The organism is Pseudomonas grimontii (assembly GCF_007858185.1).
GTDB classification, from domain to species: Bacteria; Pseudomonadota; Gammaproteobacteria; order Pseudomonadales; family Pseudomonadaceae; genus Aquipseudomonas; species Aquipseudomonas grimontii.
The window spans coordinates 71,866-91,679 of sequence record NZ_VFES01000021.1 but is presented as its reverse complement, the minus strand read 5'-3'; the positions used below and the strand labels follow the sequence as shown (position 1 = coordinate 91,679).

The following is a 19,814-nucleotide window of genomic DNA, read 5'->3' as shown; positions in this document are numbered from 1 at the left end:
TCGTGAACATTCATGAAAGTATCGAGATGTGTCACGAAGTGAACAATTCCTACATAAACGACGAATGCGACTACAGGTCGCATCGTTAAGCACAACTGTCATACCTTCGTCATAATGCCCGCTTATAACTGCAACGCTCGCCCGTGAACCCGGGCTCAGGAGTCTGTCGTGAGCTTTACCCCTGCCAATCGCCTATTCCCTGCTACTCGCCTGCGCCGTAATCGCCGTGATGATTTTTCTCGCCGCCTGGTTCGTGAAAACGTACTGACGACGAATGATCTGATCCTGCCGGTGTTTGTGCTCGACGGTGAAAATCGCCGGGAAGCGGTAGCGTCGATGCCGGGTGTAGAGCGTCTGACCATTGATCTGCTGCTTGAAGAGGCGGCGGGCTGGGTCGAGCTGGGGATTCCGGCGTTGGCGTTGTTCCCGGTCACGCCGTCTGAACTCAAGTCCCTTGACGCTGCCGAAGCTTGGAACCCGAATGGGATCGCCCAGCGCGCCACCCGCGCCCTGCGCGAGCGTTTTCCGGAGCTGGGGGTGATCACTGATGTGGCGTTGGACCCGTTCACCACGCACGGGCAGGATGGCATTCTTGACGAAGAAGGCTATGTTCAGAACGACATTACCGTCGATGCGTTGGTCAAGCAGGCTTTGTCCCACGCAGCAGCGGGCGCCCAGGTGGTTGCGCCGTCGGACATGATGGATGGCCGCATCCAGGCGATTCGCGAAGCCCTGGAGCTGGCCGGTCACGTCAATGTGCGGATCATGGCCTACTCGGCCAAGTACGCCAGTGCCTACTACGGCCCGTTTCGCGATGCGGTGGGCTCGGCCCTGAACCTGGGCAAGGCCAACAAGGCCTCATACCAGATGGACCCGGCCAACAGCCAGGAAGCGCTGCACGAAGTGGCCGCCGACCTGGCCGAAGGCGCCGACATGGTGATGGTCAAGCCCGGGATGCCTTACCTGGATATCCTTTACCGGGTCAAAGAGGAATTCAAAGTGCCGACCTTTGTGTATCAGGTCAGTGGCGAATACGCCATGCACATGGCTGCAATACAAAATGGCTGGTTGAGTGAAGGGGTAATCCTTGAATCCTTGACGGCCTTTAAACGTGCCGGGGCTGATGGCATCCTGACCTATTTCGCCGCCCGCGCCGCCCAATTGCTTAGAGAGCAACAATAGCCCTCACAGGAACACTCGATGAATACCGAAGGACTCTCCGACGTTGCCGTAAAAGACGCTCACCCGGTGGTTGAACAAGTCACCGAGACTCCGCCGGAGCATGAGCCGGCCCCGCCTGTCGTGGTAGCCGAAGCGCCCGCCCCGGTCCCGGTGGTCGCCGTGGTGACCAACCTGGATGACAGCAGCCTGTACATTCACCGTGAGCTGTCACAACTGCAATTCAACATTCGCGTGCTCGAGCAGGCGCTGGATGAGTCCTACCCGCTGCTGGAACGCCTGAAGTTCCTGCTGATTTTCTCCAGCAACCTGGATGAGTTCTTCGAGATCCGCGTCGCCGGCCTCAAGAAACAGATCACCTTCGCCCGTGAACAAGCCGGCGCGGACGGCCTGCAGCCGCACCAGGCGTTGGCGCGCATCAGCGAACTGGTGCACGGTCATGTGGATCGCCAGTACGCGATCCTCAATGACATCCTGCTGCCGGAACTTGAAAAACATCAGGTTCGCTTCATCCGCCGTCGCCACTGGACCACCAAGATCAAGACCTGGGTGCGCCGCTACTTCCGCGACGAAATCGCGCCGATCATCACCCCGATCGGTCTCGACCCGACGCACCCGTTCCCATTGCTGGTGAACAAGAGCCTGAACTTTATCGTCGAGCTGGAAGGTATCGACGCCTTCGGTCGCGACTCGGGCCTGGCGATCATCCCGGCACCGCGCTTGCTGCCAAGGATCATCAAGGTACCGGAAGAGGTGGGGGGCGCTGGCGACAACTATGTATTCCTGTCGTCGATGATCCACGCCCACGCCGATGACTTGTTCCAAGGCATGAAGGTCAAGGGCTGCTACCAGTTCCGCCTGACCCGTAACGCCGACCTGGCGCTGGACTCCGAAGACGTCGAAGACTTGGCCCGCGCCCTGCGTGGCGAGCTGTTCTCGCGGCGCTACGGCGATGCGGTACGCCTGGAAGTGGCCGACACTTGCCCGAAACACCTGTCGGACTACCTGCTCAAGCAGTTCAACCTGGGCGAAAGCGAGCTGTACCAGGTCAACGGCCCGGTGAACCTCACGCGCCTGTTCAGCATCACCGGCCTGGACAGCCATCCGGAGCTGCAATACACCCCGTTCACCCCGCAGATTCCGAAACTGCTGCAAAACAGCGAGAACATCTTCAGCGTGGTGAGCAAGCAGGACATCCTGCTGCTGCACCCATTCGAGTCCTTCACCCCAGTGGTCGACCTGCTGCGTCAGGCCGCCAAGGACCCGCATGTGTTGGCCGTACGCCAGACCCTTTACCGCAGCGGCGCCAACTCGGAAATTGTCGACGCGCTGGTAGACGCCGCGCGCAACGGCAAGGAAGTCACCGCGGTGATCGAGTTGCGGGCGCGCTTTGACGAAGAGTCGAACCTGCAACTGGCCAGCCGCCTGCAAGCGGCCGGTGCGGTGGTGATCTACGGTGTGGTCGGCTTCAAGACCCACGCCAAGATGATGCTGATCCTGCGCCGCGAAGCCGGTGAGATCGTGCGTTACGCCCACTTGGGCACCGGCAACTACCACGCCGGTAACGCCAAGCTCTACACCGACTACAGCCTGCTGACCTCCGACGACGCCTTATGTGAAGACGTTGGCAAGCTGTTCAGCCAGTTGATCGGCATGGGCAAGACCTTGCGCATGAAGAAGCTGCTGCACGCGCCGTTCACCCTGAAGAAGGGCATGCTCGACATGATTGCGCGCGAGACCCAGTTCGCCCTCGACGGCAAACCGGCGCACATCATCGCCAAATTCAACTCGCTGACCGATCCGAAGATCATCCGCGCGCTGTACAAGGCCAGCCAGTCCGGCGTGCGCATCGACCTGGTGGTGCGCGGCATGTGCTGCCTGCGCCCGGGCATTGTCGGCGTGTCGCATAACATCCATGTGCGCTCGATCATCGGCCGCTTCCTGGAGCACACGCGCGTGTTCTACTTCCTCAATGGTGGCGAAGAGCAGATGTTCCTCTCCAGTGCCGACTGGATGGAGCGCAACCTCGATAAGCGTGTGGAAACCTGCTTCCCTGTAGAGGGCAAGAAGCTGATAATGCGGGTCAAGAAGGAGCTGGAAAGCTACCTCACCGACAACACCCACAGCTGGAGCCTGCAGTCTGACGGCCGCTACGTGCGCAACACGCCGACCGGCAACCAGAACCCGCGCAGTGCCCAGGCGACGTTGCTGGAGAAGTTGGGTAGCCCGATTCTGGCGGTGAACTAAAAACCGACGCGGTCTGAAAATGTGGGAGGGGGCTTGCTCCCGATTGCGGTGGTTCAGTCAAAGTATTCGCGACTGACACACCGTAATCGGGAGCAAGCCCCCTCCCACATGTGTTTTTGCAGTGTTCTTTAGATCGGCTCAGCGCAGGTTCAGGCTGAACCCCACCCGTGTCAGCCACTCCGCTTCCTGGCCAAAGTCCGCCTGGGTCAGCTGGTTCTCATCCAGCCAGCCTTTCGGGAACACGACATCCAGGCTGTCGCCGTTGGCGCGCAGTGTCACCTGAGGCATTTCCTGGGTGCCACGAATGTGGTGGAACAGGATCGCAAAGCGCAGCAGCACGCACAGGCGGATCAGCTTGATGCCTTCGTCGCCGAACTCGGCGAATTTGTCCTTGGGAATGTTGCGGCGATGGCCGCGCACCAGTAGCGCGAGCATCTGTTGGTCTTCCCGGGAGAAGCCGGCCAGGTCGGAGTGCTCGATCAGGTAGGCGCCGTGCTTGTGGTAATGGTAGTGGGCGATGTCCAGGCCCACTTCATGCACCTTGGCCGCCCAGCCCAGCAGTTCGCGCCACACGCCGTCTTCCAGGTCCCAGTCCTCGGCGACCTGGTCGAAGGCGTGCAGGGCTTTGCGCTCCACACGAGCGGCCTGCTCCAGGTCGACGTGATAACGCTCCATCAGCGAGGTGAGGGTGCGCTCACGCACGTCCTCGTGGTGATGGCGGCCCAGCAGGTCATACAGCACGCCTTCACGCAGGGCGCCGTCACAGTGGTCCATGCGCTGCAGTTCGAGGGCGTCGAAGATCGCCTCGAGAATCGCCAGGCCGGCCGGGAAGATGGTGCGACGGTCGGGCTTGATACCGTCGAAGTCGATTTTCTCGGCATCCCCCAGCTTGAACAGCTTGCGCTTGAGCCACGCCAGACCTTCGGCATTGACCTCGCCGGTGCCATGGCCGCCGGCCTTGAGCGCCAGGCCGATGGCACGGATGGTGCCGGATGAGCCGATGGCTTCATCCCAGGTCAGGCGGTGCAGGGCGTGCTCGATGCTCATGATCTCCAGTCGCGCCGCCGTATAGGCCTGGGCATAGCGAGCCGGGGTGATCTTGCCGTCCTTGAAATAACGTTGGGTATAGCTGACACAGCCCATCTGCAGGCTTTCACGCAGCAGCGGTTCGAAGCGCTGGCCGATGATGAACTCGGTACTGCCGCCACCGATATCGGCGACCAGGCGCTTACCAGGAGTATCTGCGAGGGTATGCGACACGCCGAGGTAGATAAGGCGCGCTTCTTCACGGCCGGAGATGACCTCTACCGGATGCCCGAGGATTTCCTCGGCGCGGCGGATGAATTCGCCCCGGTTGCGGGCTTCGCGCAAGGCGTTGGTGCCGACGATTCGTACAGCACCCAGGGGCATGCCATTGATCAGTTGGGCAAAACGCTTGAGGCAATCGAGCCCTCGCTGCATGGACTCTTCATTGAGCTGGCGCTCATCGTCGATCCCGGCAGCCAGTTGCACTTTTTCTCCGAGCCGCTCAAGGATGCGTATTTCGCCGTTCTGGGCCTTGGCCACGACCATGTGAAAGCTGTTGGAGCCCAGGTCGATGGCGGCGATCAGGGACAGATTCTTGGCTTGGGATTGCGGCATGGTTAGGGGGTCTCGGTCGATAACCTTGCCATCGTGCCACGATCGACAGCTGACGCCAACGCGTAGCGCCAGAGGATTTCCAATCAGCGCCTCTGCGGAAATCGCCGATGCGGGTTGTAGGAGGTTTTCATGACAGTTGTATTACAAGGTCAATCGCTACCGTAGTCCGTATTTTTAGAGGCCTTTATTTACGGGGTAGTAACTAATTCCTACGCAGTTTTTTATTAGTCCTCTGAGTTGTTATTTTTATTCGCACAGTGATTGCTCAAATGTGGAAGGGACGCTGCTGAACGCTCTTACGATGGTTGATATTTTTTCCGGCTTTATTGATTGGGTGGAGTGTTAATACTTCGGGTCGGCGATTTGGACCGTGGTGGTATTTGTTTATGGGCTAAGGGTTCAGTGGGTCGGCATTTTAAATGCGGCTTGTAAAGTTGGCTTTCGGAGCGTTTGAGCCTTTAGCTACGCGCCGGTAAATGATCACTGATAGTGAGTTGAGCTATAGATGAAAAGTAGAAGTGCTTTGTTCGTGGGGCTGTTTCTTGCCGTCGCTGGCCTGAATGCTCAAGCTGCGGATTTGCGGGTCAAGGGTTCTATTGCCCCTGCCAGCTGTAGTTTTACCATTACTAATTCGACCCTTGATTTTGGGCGAATTAATCCTAGTTCGTTAAGCGCTACAAACTACACAAAGTTAGATAAAAAGGGGACGCCTTTTGCTGTCAGTTGCTCGTCCCCTACGATGGTCGGAATCAAGACGCTGGATAATCGTGCATCCAGTAAAGTGCCTGGTTTGATGCAGGTTATGTATAACAGGACTTATCACGATGGGTTTAACTACGGGCTTGGTACTACGGCTAAGGGTGAAAATATCGGTGGCTATGTTGTTTTTATGGAGAATAACGTTGCAGATGGAAGAGCGGTTCTTCTAGCACGGTCCTTCAATAATGGGGCGACGTGGCACTACACAGATCAAGTCTTGGGGCAACCGCCGGAGTTGGGCAGTTGGCGTTCAGGCTCTGCGTACACACCTATCAGGTTGAAAGTTGTTTCCGGCAACTTGAGGGTTCAGCCGGTTATTAATAAGACCTCTGCGTTGACCATGAATAGCGAAATAATGCTGGATGGTCATGCAACTCTTGAATTGGTCTATCTCTAAGCAACATACCTGTTGCTTGGATACGGTGAAAGCGACGCCGTTATGTCGATAGGCTTGGTTGTCTTGTCGCTGTGCGTTGAAAATTAATAGCTCAAACGAAATAAGTTTGGGCGTTACTCATGGTTTTTATAAAAAGGGCTGTTCATGAAAAATAAAGCAGTTTTATTGATGGGGATGTTTTTTGGCGTTGCTGGTCTGAACGCCCAAGCTGCTGATGTGCGTGTTAAAGGCACTATTGCTCCCGCAAGTTGTAGTTTTACGATAGCTAACTCGGTTTTTGATTACGGTATGATTCGACCGAGTTCGCTGAGTGTCACTAATTACACAAAATTGGATAAAAAAAGCACTCCCTTCACAGTCAGGTGTGATGCGCCTACCTTGGTAAGCATCAGGACACAGGACAATCGTGCAGGCAGTAAAGTGCCCGGGATGATGCAAACTGCATTTAACCGGACATATATCGACACCTTCAACTATGGACTGGGTACCTCATCCAAAGGTGAGAAGGTGGGCGGTTACGTTATGTTCATGGCGAATACCGTCGCCGACGGTAAGGTTGTCAGGGTTAATGGTTCGAACAATAACGGTGCTGCCTGGACCTTCGGCGATGGTGCTCTGGCACAGCCGCCGCATTTGACGAGTTGGGCATCAGGCACAACTACGCCGATTAAGCTGTCCGTCGTTTCCGGCAACTTGCAAGTACAAGGAGTCATCAACAAGACCTCTGCTTTCTCCGTCGGTCAAGGCATCAATCTGGATGGCCATGCCACCTTAGAGTTGCGCTACTTGTAAGCGATGCCGGGTCGGCCAGCGCAGGTTGAGGCTTCGCGTGTTTGAAGTTTTAACTTGTGTTGGCTGTTTTGCTGTGCTCGAAGTAAAGGAAAGATCGAATGAGCGTCTTCTCGAAGTCAAAGTTTTTTTTAGCGATATGCATGTGCGTCAACTTTCTTTTATGCGGTGCAGCGTACGCCGATGGTATGGAGCCTGAAACCACTGTCATTGTGCTGAATGAAGCGGATGGTGAGGTCAGTATTAACGTCAAAAATACTGATGCAGGGCCGGCGCTACTCCATTCGGCAATTGAAGATGTTCCTGAAGATCTTGAACCGCTGGTGGTTGTCACTCCACCTGTTTCCAGGGTGGACGGTGGCGAGTTGCAAATGGTGAGGTTTCTGGCGATCGGCAACGAACCGCTCAAAACCCAGCGTCTAAAACGTGTCACCTTCGAGGGCATTCCACAGACCCAGCCAGGGTCAGGGGCGACGATTGGTATCAGTCTGCGACAAAACCTGCCACTGATTCTCCACCCCAAGGGCCTGCCCCAGCACAATGCGCCTTGGGAGCTGCTGACCTGGAGCCTGCAGGGCAAAACCTTGAGCGTGCGCAACGATAGTCCCTATATCGTTCGTTTGGCCGCTGAGGTGCAACTGAACCCGCAAAAAGCCAAAGCCTATCTTTCACGCACCTATGTTTTGCCGGGTGAGGTGTTGAGCGCCGAATTTTCAAGCCCCAACCCTGATGCCAGGTCAGTCACCATCGCGCCTGCCACTGTCTATGGATTTACCGTAGACAATTACGATGCCCTGCTCGTAGCCAACACGCCTTGACCGCGTATGAGAAAAATAAACGAGGTTGCCGGCGTTGTTCGTAAAAACCGACGTGACGTACAAAAGGCCGAAGCGCCTTTTATGTTTCACCGAGTCAGTCTTTCAGTCTGCGTAGCGATGTTTACGGGAGCGGCTGGGCATGTGTATGCCGGGCCTGGGGCATCCCCTCTGGGATTCGATCTAGCCATCTTGCAGCATCGCGGACTTGATCCATCGGTCGCCCGCTATTTTCAGAACGCACCGCGATTCAGTGAAGGCGTTCGGGTCGTCGATCTGACGGTTAATGGTGATCGCATTGGATTGACCGATGCGCGGTTCAACCATGAGGGGGAGCTGTGCTTTACCCGCGGCTTGCTGGATCGCGGAGGCCTGCGTGTACCTGCTTCGGTGATAGACAAGCAGGTTCCCGCTGATCAGGCCTGCCATGACTTTCTTGCCGAGTTTCCCAGTACGGTATTGACCCTGCGCCCGGGCAACGAAGAGGTGTCGATCGTGGTTCCGACCCCGGCGATACGTGAGCCGCAACGAGGTACTGGCCACTTCGCCCGAGGAGGAACGGCGGGCCTGCTCAACTACGATTTGCAAGGTATCAACAGTCATTCGCGCGAGGCCAGGGGGCGTTTTCTATCGGCGTCTACGGAGTTGGGGTTCAACGTCGGCGATTGGATTGCACGCAGTCGCCAGCTTTATTTCTCGACCGATGGTCGTTCAAGGACAGAGCACTTATACGCTTATGCGCAACGGGATCTTGCGTCGTTGGCGTCTACTTTCCAGGTGGGACAGATCGCCGGTAACAGTCCGGTGTTTGGCGGCATGCAACTGACCGGTTTTCAGCTGTCTCCAGACGGTGTCGAAGGCGGTGCCGGCAGCAATGGTGTGGTGGTCGAAGGCCAGGCCCTGAGCCAGTCGCGGGTAGAGGTGCGTCAGTCGGGCGCCCTGATCTACACAACGGTCGTGCCGGAAGGGCCGTTTGTGTTGAGCAACCTGCCGCTGCTCAACGGCACGAGCGATCTTGAAGTGCGGGTTATCGAGACCCGTGGCGGACAGCGTAGTTTTGTCGTACCAGCCGCTTCCTTTCGTGGTGCGGTGCCGTTGAAGTCAGGTTATACCGCGGCCGTGGGCACGATTCGGGACGTGGACCGCAGCGGTGCCGATGAACCTCTGCTGGCCATGGGCTCCGGGACCTGGGCGCTCACACCCGATACCGCCCTCAGCTCGGGTGTGCAGGTTACGGACCATTACAATTCCGTGGGGTTGGCACTGGACAGCAATTTCGCGCAGCGTTTCTCTGTTGGCCTGCGTAACAACCTCTCACGTGACAGCAAGAACAGCGTGCGGGGCATGCGTAACAGCGTCTCCTTGGGGAGCGTATTGCCGGGTGATGTGCACATGACCTTGAGTGCTACGACCCAGACGCCAGGTTTTCGTGATGTGCTCGACACTGTGCGCGCCGATATGGGGGAGGGAGTGGACTCGCGCTTCAAAAATCAATACACGGCGGGGTTCAACTGGGCGGACCCACAGTTGGGCGGATTCGCGATCGGATACACCCGTGCTGCAAACTTCAACAGCCACACCTCCCAGCATATCCATGGTTCCTGGAACAAGAATTTCAAGTACGCCAACGTCGGGGTGAGCGTGGACTCGCAGGTGGGTGCTTCCGGCAATAACAAGGACGACAACGATGGGGTCGGCATTCGCCTGCAGGTCAGCGTTCCCTTGGGTGGGGATCGTTCGCTGACTTCCACGGCCAGGCGCCAGGGAAGTCGATCAAGTATTGGCACAGCTTTCAGCGAGCGCGTCGACGACACGCTCAATTATGAACTTCGCGCCGACAGCGACCTGGGTGCTGACGCCCGGCATGCGCTGGGCGGTACGCTCAACACGACGTCCCGTTACGCCCAGCTGGGCCTGGGCGTTAACCGGGAGTCGACCAGCACCAGCTATAGCGGACAGTTGCAGGGCGCGGTTGTGGCACATGAGCGTGGGCTGACGCTGTCACCGTACAGGGTCGAGGATACCTTTGGAGTTGCTTCGGTCGGCGATGTTTCGGGCGCGCGCATCACCACACCCCAAGGGCCTGTATGGACTGACCGATGGGGAATGGCGGTGATACCGGGCTTGCCTGCCTATCAGTCCAGTCTCGTCGAGGTGGAAGGCAAATCCCTGCCACGTCAGGTTGATATCAAGAATGGCATCAAAACCCTGGAGGCTGGGCGAGGCTCATTCAGTACGGTCGACTTTGAAGTGGTGAAGGTCCGGCGGGTGCTGTTGCGTGCCATCGATCAAAGTGGCCGACCGTTGGCCAAAGGCGCTTCGGTTATGGCAGCAGACACTACATTCCTGACCACAGTCGTCGGGGACGGCCTGATTTTCCTGAGCAACATCGACGCGCCACAAGCCCTGACCGTGTCATTGCCGAACGCGACCTCCTGCAAACTGCAACTCGACCTGTCGGAACAAAACGATGATGGCCAACTTTATGAAAACACAGCGGCGGTCTGCCGTTAAAGGTGCCTTGGCGCCGGGAGCTCTTACGGTGGTGTTGAGCCTGTTGACGGTTTTTGAGGCTTCGGCTTCTGAGTGCCGCCTATCAGTGAGCCAGCCACAAATTGATTACGGGCTTCTGCGCCCCGGTACAACGCCCGAGCCTCGCGGGATTTTCCTGGGTAAACGCATGGTGCGCCTGAACGTGGTGTGCTCTGAGCCTACGTTGATTGCGTTGCGTTTTCAGGGTGTGCCGGCCGATGCCCAAGGTTTCAGGTTTGGCCGGGCGGGGCGTTTTGACCTGACGCTGCAACAGCCACTGCTGGATGGCCAAGCAATAGAGCTGGCACCGATGCACAACCGAGCCGAGCGCAGTGCTCAACTGCGGCCTGACCAAGCGCTGGTGGTGCTGAAGGCCGGGCAGGCTGTCAGGGGGCGAGTCTTTTCTGCGCAGGTGCAGGTCGACACCTATCTATCGAGCGCCGCGCCCCCCGTCCGCGATAAAACGTTGCTGGAGGGTAGCGGGCGTTTTGAATGGGTACCCGGCGGCTGATCGATCAGGCGTGCGCTTCGGTAGTGCCGATGAAGTTCGCCAACTCGGCAGTCTGCGGGTTGGCAAACAACAACTTCGGGTCACCGACTTCATGCACCTTGCCCTGGTGCATGAACACCAGCTTGTCGCCGACTTCCCGGGCGAAGCGCATTTCGTGCGTCACCATGATCAAGGTCATACCGTCCTTGGCCAGTTGGCGCACCACGCTGAGCACTTCGTTGACCAGCTCCGGGTCCAGGGCTGAGGTGATTTCATCGCAAAGCAGCACCTTGGGTGACATGGCCAGGGCGCGGGCAATGGCAACGCGTTGCTGCTGGCCGCCTGACAGGCGATCGGGGAAAGCGTCGAATTTCTCACCCAGGCCTACGCGCTCCAGCATTTGCCTGGCAAGTTGTGCTGCCTTGGCCTTTGGCACTTTCTGCACCACTTGCGGTGCGAGCATGACGTTTTCGCCTACGGTCAGGTGCGGGAACAGGTTGAACTGCTGGAACACCATGCCGACTTTCTGTCGCAGGCTGCGCAGATCGGCACGGGCGGCATCGAGGTATTCGCCATCAACCTCGATCACGCCGTCGTTGATCGATTCCAGGCCATTGAGGGTTCGCAGCAAGGTGGACTTGCCCGAGCCGCTGCGGCCGATGATCGCTACCACCTGGCCTTCTTCAACGGTCAGGTCGATGCCCTTGAGGACGTGGTGATCGCCGTAATATTTATGCAGGGCGGAAATTCTAAGCAGAGGCATGCAGTCTCCTTTCCAGGTAGCGCGCACTGAGGGATAAGGGGTAGCAGAGCAGGAAGTAACCGAGCGCCACCAGGCCGTAGACCATAAAAGGCTCGAAGGTGGCGTTGGCGAGCATGCCGCCGGTCTTGGTCAGTTCGGTGAAGCCGATGATTGAAGTGACGGCGGTGCCTTTGACCACTTGCACCGAGAACCCAACCGTGGGTGCCACCGCAATGCGTAGGGCTTGGGGCAGGATCACGTAGCGCAGTTGTTCAAGCGGATTGAGCGCCAGGCTGGCCGATGCTTCCCACTGCCCATGGGCGATGGAGTCGACGCAGCCGCGCCAGATTTCGGCGAGGTACGCACTGGTAAACAACGTCAGGGCAATCGCCGCTGCCAGCCACGGTGAAATATCCACCCCCAACAGGGCGATGCCGAAGAACACCAGGAACAGCTGCATCAATAACGGTGTGCCCTGGAACAGTTCGATATAGGTGCGCGCAACATTGCGCGGGAACGCTTTGCTGCTGATGCGCATGGTCATCACCAGCAAGCCGATCAGGCCGCCGCCGATAAACGCCACCAGCGACAGCAACAGCGTCCACTGCAGGCCCGTAAGCAGGTTGCGCACGATGTCCCAGAAGGAAAAATCACTCATCGGCTATTCCTCATCACAAAGCGGCGGCCGATCCAGTTGAGCAGCTGGCGAATCATCAACGCCATGCACAGGTACACCAGGGTGGTCAGCGCATAGGTTTCAAACGCGCGGAAATTGCGCGACTGGATAAAGTTGGCGGCAAAACTCAGCTCCTCGGTGGCGATCTGCGAACACACCGCCGAACCGAGCATCACGATGATGATCTGGCTGCTCAGGGCCGGCCACACCTTGCCCAGCGCCGGCAGCAGCACCACATGGCGAAACGCTTCGAAGCGCGTCATCGCCAGCGCGGCGGCGGCTTCCAATTGCCCGCGCGGGATGGCCTGGATGCCGGCGCGGATGATCTCCGTGGAGTAGGCCCCCAGGTTGATCACCATCGCCAATACAGCAGCCTGCCACTCGGTGATTTTCAGCCCCAGGGACGGCAGGCCGAAGAAAATGAAGAACAGCTGCACGAGGAACGGTGTGTTGCGGATCAACTCGACATAGACGCCGAAGAACCAGGCAAATGGCTGGATTTTCCACGCCCGCACCACCGCGCCGACGGTGCCCAGGGCCACCCCCAGGATCGCACCGATGGCCGTCAGCTCAAGAGTGAACAACGCGCCGCGCAACAGCAGATCGGTATTGGCCAGCACCGGCACAAAGTCAAATTGATACGCCATGAGTCAGCTCCGTCGTATCAAAGATCGGCGGGCAGCGGCTCTTTCAGCCATTGCATCGCGTTCTTTTCCAGGCTGCCGTCGGCCTTGGCCGCGACCAGGATCTGGTTGACCTTCTCCAGCAGCGCCGGCTCGTTCTTGTTCACGCCCACGTACACCGGCGAGTCCTTGAGCTTCACTTTCAGTGCAGGCACGCGTTTCGGGTTGCGTTCGCTGATCGCCACCATCACCACGTTGCCGCTGGCGATCAGGTCGACCTGACCGGCCAGGTAGGCGGCGATGGTGGAGTTGTTGTCTTCGAAGCGCTTGATGGTGGCTTCCTTGGGCGCTACGGCGGTCAGCTCGATGTCTTCGATGGCGCCACGGGTCACGCTGATGGTCTTGCCCTTGAGGTCGTCGGTGCTGCTGATGGCGGCGTCAGGCGGGCCGAATACGGCCAGGTAGAACGGTGCGTAGGCCTTGGAGAAATCGATGACCTTTTCGCGCTCGGGGTTCTTGCCCAGGCTGGAGATCACCAGGTCGACCTTGCCGGTGGTGAGGAACGGGATGCGGTTGGTGCTGTTGACCGGGGTCAGCTCCAGCTTGACCTTGAGTTGGTCGGCCAGCAGCTTGGCGGTGTCGATGTCCAGGCCACGGGGCTTCATGTCGGGGCCGACCGAACCGAACGGCGGGAAGTCCTGGGGCACGGCGACCTTGAGGGTGCCACGGGCGACGATATCGTCCAGACCGTTGGCCTGGGCGGGTGCCTGGCTCAGCATCAGGCTGGCAAACAGGGCAGTGAGCAGGGCGCTGTAGCGCTTGGTCATGGCAACTCTCCGAGAAGGGCGAAGGAATTTTCTGGATTTGCTCAGTGCACAGCCCGTGCCAGTACTGCGCGGATCGTCTGCGAGGCTTGAGTTTGTTGAGGTGCGGTGGTCTTACTGGTCTGAACAGTGCTGCGATTTTTCGCACCCTTTTCGAGCGTCGATAAAACCCCGCGAGCCCCTTTGGGGCGTGGCTTGCCGCGGGCCACGAATAGCTTTACAACTAGCCGCTCTGTTGACTGGAACCTTGAGTTTTTTATGAATTCCATCGCCCAAGCCGTACCGGAAGCGGCCCTGCAGGCCATCCGCAAACTGATCAAGGAGCAAGGCTTCGGGCCGGGCGATGCACTGCCGTCCCAGCGCGACCTGGCGGTGCAGTTGGGCGTCAGCCGGGCGTCGCTGCGCGAGGCGCTGTCGTCCTTGAGCGCCTTGGGTGTGGTCAGTGTGCAGCCAGGTAAAGGCGTGTTCGTGCAGGCGGTGGATGACGCGCCGGGATTTGCCTGGCCTTTTGCAGCCCAGGCCACGCCGCTCGATATCTTCCAGTTGCGCTATGCGCTGGAAGGGTTTGCGGCGGGTTTGGCGGCTGTCACGCTGACGATCGATGAACTGGACAGCCTGGAAGACAATGTCGAAGCGATGCGCAAGGTGCTCAAGGCCGGCGACTTCGAAGCGGCCGCACGGCTGGACTTCGAATTCCACCAGCGGATCCTGCTGGCCAGCGGTAACCAGGCGATGGTGAGCATCCTGAGTGCCAGTGCCGAGGTGTTTCTGGAAAGCCAGAAACTACCGTTCATCCGGCCGGAGCGGGCCATGGAAACCTGGCAGGAACATCGCAAAATCCTGCGCGCCCTGGCCCGGCGGGCCAGTGCGTCGGCGCAGAAAACCATGCAGGAGCATGTACGCAATGCGGCGTTGCGTACAGGTATCGCCTTCGTGACTCCCGTTACGCCCTGAGTTGGGCTATACCCAAACTCATGCGCCATCATAGGAAGACTCAATCAGAGGCGGCTTCCTGAACGGGGGAAGGGCGGCTATGATGGGCAACGTTTTTTTTGCTTACAATCCGGAGACATCCATGAGCAACGATCTTATCAAGCACGTCACCGACGCGACCTTTGAGGCCGAAGTACTCAAGGCTGCTGGCCCGGTGCTGGTTGACTACTGGGCTGAATGGTGTGGCCCTTGCAAAATGATCGCTCCGGTCCTGGACGACATTGCAACCACCTACGAAGGCAAGCTGACCATTGCCAAACTGAACATCGACGACAACCAGGAAACCCCGGCCAAGCATGGCGTGCGCGGTATTCCTACGTTGATGCTGTTCAAGAACGGCAACGTCGAAGCCACTAAGGTGGGCGCGCTGTCGAAGTCTCAGCTGCAAGCTTTCCTCGACGCGAACATCTAAGCGTCGTCAAAAAGCCCCGTAAATAGCGGGGCTTTTTCGTGAAACAGGGCTAGACGCTCCGAAACTCAGGTGGTACATTCGGCCCCGCACTGGTTTCTCCACTGCCCCCTGCAAGCCGTCGCCGACGCATTCCTTTTCGATTAGTACGCGATCCTGTCGCCTTCTCTGCGGCGCGGCCTCATTAAGCCAAAAGCTTAATTTCCCCCCCTCCATAAATGATTACGTCATTCCTATATGAATCTGACTGAACTCAAGCAAAAGCCGATTACCGACCTGCTCCAACTGGCCGAAGAAATGGGCATAGAAAATATGGCCCGTTCGCGCAAGCAGGACGTGATTTTCTCCCTGCTGAAAAAGCACGCGAAAAGCGGCGAGGAAATCTCCGGTGATGGCGTGCTGGAGATTCTCCAGGACGGCTTCGGTTTCCTCCGCTCTGCAGACGCCTCCTATCTCGCCGGTCCAGACGACATCTATGTCTCGCCGAGCCAGATCCGTCGCTTCAACTTGCGCACCGGTGACACCATCGTTGGCAAGATCCGCCCACCGAAGGAAGGCGAGCGTTACTTCGCCCTGCTCAAGGTCGACACGATCAACTTTGATCGTCCCGAGAACGCGAAAAACAAGATTCTCTTCGAGAACCTGACCCCGCTGTTCCCGACCGTGCGCATGAAGATGGAAGCCGGTAACGGTTCCACCGAAGACTTGACCGGTCGTGTGATCGACCTGTGCGCCCCGATCGGCAAAGGCCAGCGTGGCCTGATCGTCGCACCGCCGAAAGCCGGTAAGACCATCATGCTGCAGAACATTGCAGCGAACATTGCACGTAACAATCCTGAAGTTCACCTGATCGTATTGCTGATCGATGAGCGTCCGGAAGAAGTAACCGAAATGCAGCGCACCGTGCGCGGCGAAGTGGTTGCCTCGACGTTCGATGAGCCGCCAACCCGCCACGTGCAGGTTGCCGAAATGGTGATCGAGAAGGCCAAGCGCCTGGTCGAACACAAGAAGGACGTGGTGATCCTGCTCGACTCCATCACCCGTCTGGCCCGTGCCTACAACACCGTGATCCCGAGCTCCGGCAAGGTCCTCACCGGTGGTGTCGATGCCCACGCCCTGGAGAAACCGAAGCGTTTCTTCGGTGCCGCGCGGAACATCGAAGAAGGCGGCTCGCTGACCATTATCGCCACCGCACTGGTTGAAACCGGTTCGAAGATGGACGAAGTGATCTACGAGGAGTTCAAGGGTACCGGCAACATGGAACTGCCCCTGGACCGTCGCATCGCGGAAAAACGCGTGTTCCCGGCGATCAACATCAACCGCTCCGGCACCCGCCGTGAAGAGTTGCTGACCGCCGACGACGAACTGCAGCGCATGTGGATCCTGCGCAAGCTGCTGCACCCGATGGACGAAGTTGCGGCCATCGAGTTCCTGATCGACAAGTTGAAAACCACCAAGACCAACGACGAGTTCTTCCTGTCGATGAAACGTAAGTAATACGACGTTTCAGGTCCGAAAGAATGGCGCCCCCAGGGGCGCCATTTTTTTTTGCGCGTTTTTTAAGCCTGTTCCTGACCCAAATGCGCCGCGATAAGCTGCCAGCAGCCCTCAGAGCAGGTAGGATGTACGCCTATTTTACGGGTGGCATGGTTAATGAAATTCAAGGATCTTCGGGATTTCGTGCAGCAACTTGAGCAGCGCGGAGAGTTGAAACGTATCCAGATGCCGATTTCCCCGGTGCTGGAAATGACTGAGATTTGCGACCGCACCTTGCGTAACAAGGGCCCGGCGCTGCTGTTCGAGAACCCGACCGGTTTTGACATCCCGGTGCTCGGCAACCTGTTCGGTACTCCCGACCGCGTAGCCTTCGGCATGGGCGCCGAGTCGGTCAGCGAGTTGCGCGAAATCGGCAAGCTGCTGGCGTTCCTCAAGGAGCCCGAGCCGCCCAAGGGCCTCAAGGATGCCTGGTCGAAGCTGCCGATCTTCCGCAAGATCATTGCCATGGCACCCAAGGTGGTCAAGGACGCGGTGTGCCAGGAAGTGGTCATCGAAGGGGATGACGTCGACCTCGCCATGCTCCCCGTGCAAACCTGCTGGCCCGGCGACGTCGGCCCGCTGATCACCTGGGGCCTGACCGTTACCAAGGGCCCGAACAAGGACCGCCAGAACCTGGGTATCTACCGCCAGCAAGTGATCGGCCGCAATAAGGTGATCATGCGTTGGCTGAGCCATCGTGGCGGCGCGCTGGACTACCGTGAGTGGTGCGAAAAACACCCCGGCCAGCCATTCCCGGTATCCGTGGCCCTGGGCGCTGACCCTGCGACCATCCTCGGCGCCGTAACCCCGGTGCCCGACAGCTTGTCCGAATACGCTTTCGCCGGCCTGTTGCGCGGCAACCGCACCGAGCTGGTGAAGTGCCGTGGCAACGACCTGCAAGTCCCGGCCACCGCTGAAATCATCCTCGAAGGCGTGATTCATCCAGGCGAGATGGCCGATGAAGGCCCATACGGCGACCACACCGGCTATTACAACGAAGTCGACAGCTTCCCGGTGTTCACCGTCGAGCGCATCACACACCGGATCAAACCGATCTACCACAGCACCTACACCGGTCGTCCGCCAGATGAGCCGGCGATCCTGGGTGTGGCGCTGAACGAAGTGTTCGTGCCGATCCTGCAGAAGCAATTCCCGGAAATCACCGACTTCTATCTGCCGCCGGAAGGCTGCTCGTATCGCATGGCCATCGTGACGATGAAGAAGTCGTACCCGGGGCATGCCAAGCGGGTAATGCTGGGTGTGTGGTCGTTTTTGCGACAGTTCATGTACACCAAGTTCGTTATTGTCACCGACGACGACATCAATGCCCGGGACTGGAACGACGTGATCTGGGCCATCACCACGCGCATGGACCCCAAGCGCGACACGGTGATGATCGACAACACGCCGATCGACTACCTCGACTTCGCGTCGCCGGTGTCGGGCCTGGGCTCGAAGATGGGCCTGGACGCTACCCACAAATGGCCGGGTGAAACGACCCGCGAGTGGGGCCGGGTGATCGTCAAGGATGAAGCCGTCACGGCACGTGTCGATGCGATCTGGAAAGAATTGGGAATAGATTGATGCGTGTAACCCTGCAACCTTCCGGCGCCGTGCTGGAGCTGGTCCCCGGCGAGCGAATCCTCGAAGGCGCGCGCCGCCTGGGCTACGAATGCCCTCAGGCGTGTCGCAATGGCGTGTGCCACGTGTGCGCCGCACTGCTGGTGGAAGGCCGGGTGCAGCAAGCCGGCGAAGTGCGCGACCATGGTGAGTTCTACACCTGCATCGCCGAACCACTGGAGGATTGCGTGGTGTTGTGGGATGGCGTGCTGGCGCCGGGAGAGTTGCCGTTGCGCAAGTTGTCATGCCAATTGAGCGAGTGCGTGGAAGTGGGCGGCGATGTGTGGCGCGTGCGCCTGCGGGCCCCGGCCGGCAAGGCGGTGCGTTACCACGCCGGGCAATACCTGATGATCGAGCGGGAGAATGGCGAGAAGTCGGCATTTTCCCTGGCGTCGGCGCCCCATGCCGGTCGCGAGTTGGAGCTGCATGTATTGGCCCGCGAGGACAGCGCGCGCAACTTGCTGGAGCAATTGCAGCGCGACCAGATGGCGCGCATCGAGCTGCCATTTGGCGACACCCACCTGGCCGAGCTGCCGGACGGGCCCTTGGTGCTGATCGCCGCCGGTACCGGCATGGCGCAGATGCACAGCCTGATCGAGCATTGCCGTGCTTCCGGGTTCAAGCACCCGGTACATCTGTACTGGGGTGTGCGTCGCCCGGAAGATTTCTACGAGATCGAGCACTGGGACCAATGGCTGCAACTGCCCAACCTGTTCCTGCACAAGGTGGTCAGCGACCTATGCGGTTGGGAGGGGCGCTGCGGCTTGCTGCATGAAGCGGTGTGCGAAGACATTGCCGACCTCAAGGCGGTGCATGTCTATGCCAGCGGTTCACCGGCGATGATCTACGGCACGCTGGATGCGTTGGTCGACGCCGGTATGGATGCACACCAGATGCGCGCCGACGTATTCGCCTACGCCCCGCGGGCCTGAGGCGTTCAAACTGTGGGAGGGGACGTGCTCAGAATCGTACCCCGGTCGTCACCATCGCCGCATTGAACCCCAGCAGCACCAGTTCCGCTGCCACCGGCCCGTAATGGGTGCCTACCGACGGAATGATCACCGGCGCTACGCCGAAACGGTTCAGGGGGATCTTGTCGCGGTATTTGCCGCGATAGCCCTGGATCGCCCCGCCTGTGACCTTCAGGTACACCGGATAGTCGGTCATCTCATAGCGCTTGCCTGCATAGGCATAGTAGGAGCGCTGGCTGAACGAGTTGCGAAACGTCGCCCCGCCATACACCAATCCTGATGCTTCATTGCGCTCCAGGCCGATCAGGTCCTGGTTGTTGTTGTGATCTTTGTCCGGCGCGAAGTGCCGGGTATACACGCTGGTCTGCGCGTACCAGAAGCCTTTGTCGTCATTGGCGGGCGGTGTTTCGCCAGCCAGTGCGGTGGTGGCTTGGGCCAGGAGCAGCAGGCCAGGCAGTCGAAATTTCTTCATGGGAGCGACCTCGATAGTCGGTTTGATGGCGGCTAGGTGGGTCGTGATGTGCGCGCTATTTTGACCGCTTGGCGTGCTCCCAGGCTGAACCGGGGCTGA

Annotated in this window: 18 protein-coding genes; 12 read left to right on the top strand and 6 right to left on the bottom strand. The window is 58.8% G+C overall.

Annotated elements, in window-relative coordinates; all coding sequences use genetic code 11:
• Positions 1 to 168: 168 nt before the first annotated feature.
• Both hemB and ppk1 read left to right on the top strand, forming a co-directional pair.
• Entirely contained in the window at positions 169 to 1,182 is a 1,014-nt protein-coding gene (gene hemB / locus FIV39_RS26455; RefSeq protein ID WP_090401542.1) for a porphobilinogen synthase, read from the top strand.
• An 18-nt stretch (positions 1,183 to 1,200) separates the two neighbouring features.
• Positions 1,201 to 3,426 carry a polyphosphate kinase 1 gene (ppk1, locus tag FIV39_RS26450; protein WP_090401543.1) on the top strand — a complete coding sequence of 742 codons (2,226 nt, stop codon included), beginning with the start codon at positions 1,201 to 1,203 and terminating at the stop codon, positions 3,424 to 3,426.
• 138 nt (positions 3,427 to 3,564) lie between these two features.
• Here the strand turns inward: ppk1 and ppx are convergent, their stop codons facing one another.
• Positions 3,565 to 5,067: an exopolyphosphatase gene (gene ppx / locus FIV39_RS26445; RefSeq protein ID WP_090401544.1), complete on the bottom strand. Its 1,503-nt coding sequence runs from the start codon at positions 5,065 to 5,067 to the stop codon at positions 3,565 to 3,567.
• A 505-nt stretch (positions 5,068 to 5,572) separates the two neighbouring features.
• On the opposite strand from ppx, the gene FIV39_RS26440 reads away from it, so the two are divergent.
• The 5 genes from FIV39_RS26440 to FIV39_RS26420 all read left to right on the top strand — a co-directional run bounded on the left by FIV39_RS26440 (position 5,573) and on the right by FIV39_RS26420 (position 10,870).
• Positions 5,573 to 6,223 (top strand): DUF1120 domain-containing protein, encoded by a 651-nt coding sequence (locus tag FIV39_RS26440; RefSeq protein WP_090401545.1) that lies wholly within the window; start codon positions 5,573 to 5,575, stop codon positions 6,221 to 6,223.
• A 144-nt stretch (positions 6,224 to 6,367) separates the two neighbouring features.
• Positions 6,368 to 7,015, top strand: coding sequence for a DUF1120 domain-containing protein (locus FIV39_RS26435; protein ID WP_090401546.1), 648 nt, complete (start codon positions 6,368 to 6,370; stop codon positions 7,013 to 7,015).
• A gap of 98 nt (positions 7,016 to 7,113) precedes the next feature.
• Positions 7,114 to 7,830 carry a fimbria/pilus chaperone family protein gene (locus FIV39_RS26430; protein ID WP_090401547.1) on the top strand — a complete coding sequence of 239 codons (717 nt, stop codon included), beginning with the start codon at positions 7,114 to 7,116 and terminating at the stop codon, positions 7,828 to 7,830.
• Positions 7,831 to 7,836: 6 nt separating this feature from the next.
• Complete coding sequence (locus FIV39_RS26425) at positions 7,837 to 10,341, top strand: fimbria/pilus outer membrane usher protein (protein ID WP_244176256.1); 2,505 nt, start codon at positions 7,837 to 7,839, stop codon at positions 10,339 to 10,341.
• The gene (locus FIV39_RS26420; RefSeq protein WP_143513854.1) at positions 10,298 to 10,870 is read left to right on the top strand and encodes a DUF1120 domain-containing protein; all 573 of its coding nucleotides are present in this window, start codon (positions 10,298 to 10,300) and stop codon (positions 10,868 to 10,870) included. The genes FIV39_RS26425 and FIV39_RS26420 overlap by 44 nt, the downstream gene beginning before the upstream one ends.
• A 4-nt stretch (positions 10,871 to 10,874) precedes the next feature.
• Here FIV39_RS26420 and FIV39_RS26415 read toward each other — a convergent pair whose 3' ends face one another.
• From FIV39_RS26415 to FIV39_RS26400, 4 genes are read right to left on the bottom strand one after another with little or no spacing between them, the layout of a single operon-like run.
• On the bottom strand, positions 10,875 to 11,612 hold the full coding sequence (locus FIV39_RS26415; protein ID WP_090401550.1) for an amino acid ABC transporter ATP-binding protein: 738 nt from the start codon (positions 11,610 to 11,612) through the stop codon (positions 10,875 to 10,877).
• Entirely contained in the window at positions 11,599 to 12,249 is a 651-nt protein-coding gene (locus tag FIV39_RS26410) for an amino acid ABC transporter permease (protein WP_090401551.1), read from the bottom strand. The genes FIV39_RS26415 and FIV39_RS26410 overlap by 14 nt, the downstream gene beginning before the upstream one ends.
• On the bottom strand, positions 12,246 to 12,914 hold the full coding sequence (locus FIV39_RS26405) for an amino acid ABC transporter permease (RefSeq protein ID WP_017736949.1): 669 nt from the start codon (positions 12,912 to 12,914) through the stop codon (positions 12,246 to 12,248). Before FIV39_RS26405 ends, FIV39_RS26410 begins: the two co-directional genes overlap by 4 nt.
• A 17-nt stretch (positions 12,915 to 12,931) precedes the next feature.
• On the bottom strand, positions 12,932 to 13,717 hold the full coding sequence (locus FIV39_RS26400; protein ID WP_017530859.1) for a transporter substrate-binding domain-containing protein: 786 nt from the start codon (positions 13,715 to 13,717) through the stop codon (positions 12,932 to 12,934).
• A gap of 255 nt (positions 13,718 to 13,972) precedes the next feature.
• Between FIV39_RS26400 and FIV39_RS26395 the strand changes: the two genes are divergently transcribed.
• The 5 genes from FIV39_RS26395 to FIV39_RS26375 all read left to right on the top strand — a co-directional run bounded on the left by FIV39_RS26395 (position 13,973) and on the right by FIV39_RS26375 (position 19,204).
• On the top strand, positions 13,973 to 14,668 hold the full coding sequence (locus FIV39_RS26395) for a FadR/GntR family transcriptional regulator (protein ID WP_090401552.1): 696 nt from the start codon (positions 13,973 to 13,975) through the stop codon (positions 14,666 to 14,668).
• Positions 14,669 to 14,789: 121 nt separating this feature from the next.
• Positions 14,790 to 15,119, top strand: a complete 330-nt coding sequence (gene trxA / locus FIV39_RS26390) for a thioredoxin TrxA (protein ID WP_015886460.1) — start codon at positions 14,790 to 14,792, stop codon at positions 15,117 to 15,119.
• 234 nt (positions 15,120 to 15,353) lie between these two features.
• The gene (rho, locus tag FIV39_RS26385) at positions 15,354 to 16,613 is read left to right on the top strand and encodes a transcription termination factor Rho (protein ID WP_003176825.1); all 1,260 of its coding nucleotides are present in this window, start codon (positions 15,354 to 15,356) and stop codon (positions 16,611 to 16,613) included.
• A 156-nt stretch (positions 16,614 to 16,769) separates the two neighbouring features.
• Positions 16,770 to 18,236: a 4-hydroxy-3-polyprenylbenzoate decarboxylase gene (ubiD, locus tag FIV39_RS26380; protein ID WP_090401553.1), complete on the top strand. Its 1,467-nt coding sequence runs from the start codon at positions 16,770 to 16,772 to the stop codon at positions 18,234 to 18,236.
• The gene (locus FIV39_RS26375) at positions 18,236 to 19,204 is read left to right on the top strand and encodes a CDP-6-deoxy-delta-3,4-glucoseen reductase (protein ID WP_090401554.1); all 969 of its coding nucleotides are present in this window, start codon (positions 18,236 to 18,238) and stop codon (positions 19,202 to 19,204) included. The genes ubiD and FIV39_RS26375 overlap by 1 nt, the downstream gene beginning before the upstream one ends.
• 28 nt (positions 19,205 to 19,232) lie before the next feature.
• On the opposite strand, the gene FIV39_RS26370 is transcribed toward FIV39_RS26375, so the two are convergent.
• Positions 19,233 to 19,715 (bottom strand): sn-glycerol-3-phosphate transporter, encoded by a 483-nt coding sequence (locus FIV39_RS26370; RefSeq protein WP_090401555.1) that lies wholly within the window; start codon positions 19,713 to 19,715, stop codon positions 19,233 to 19,235.
• Positions 19,716 to 19,814 lie beyond the last annotated feature (99 nt).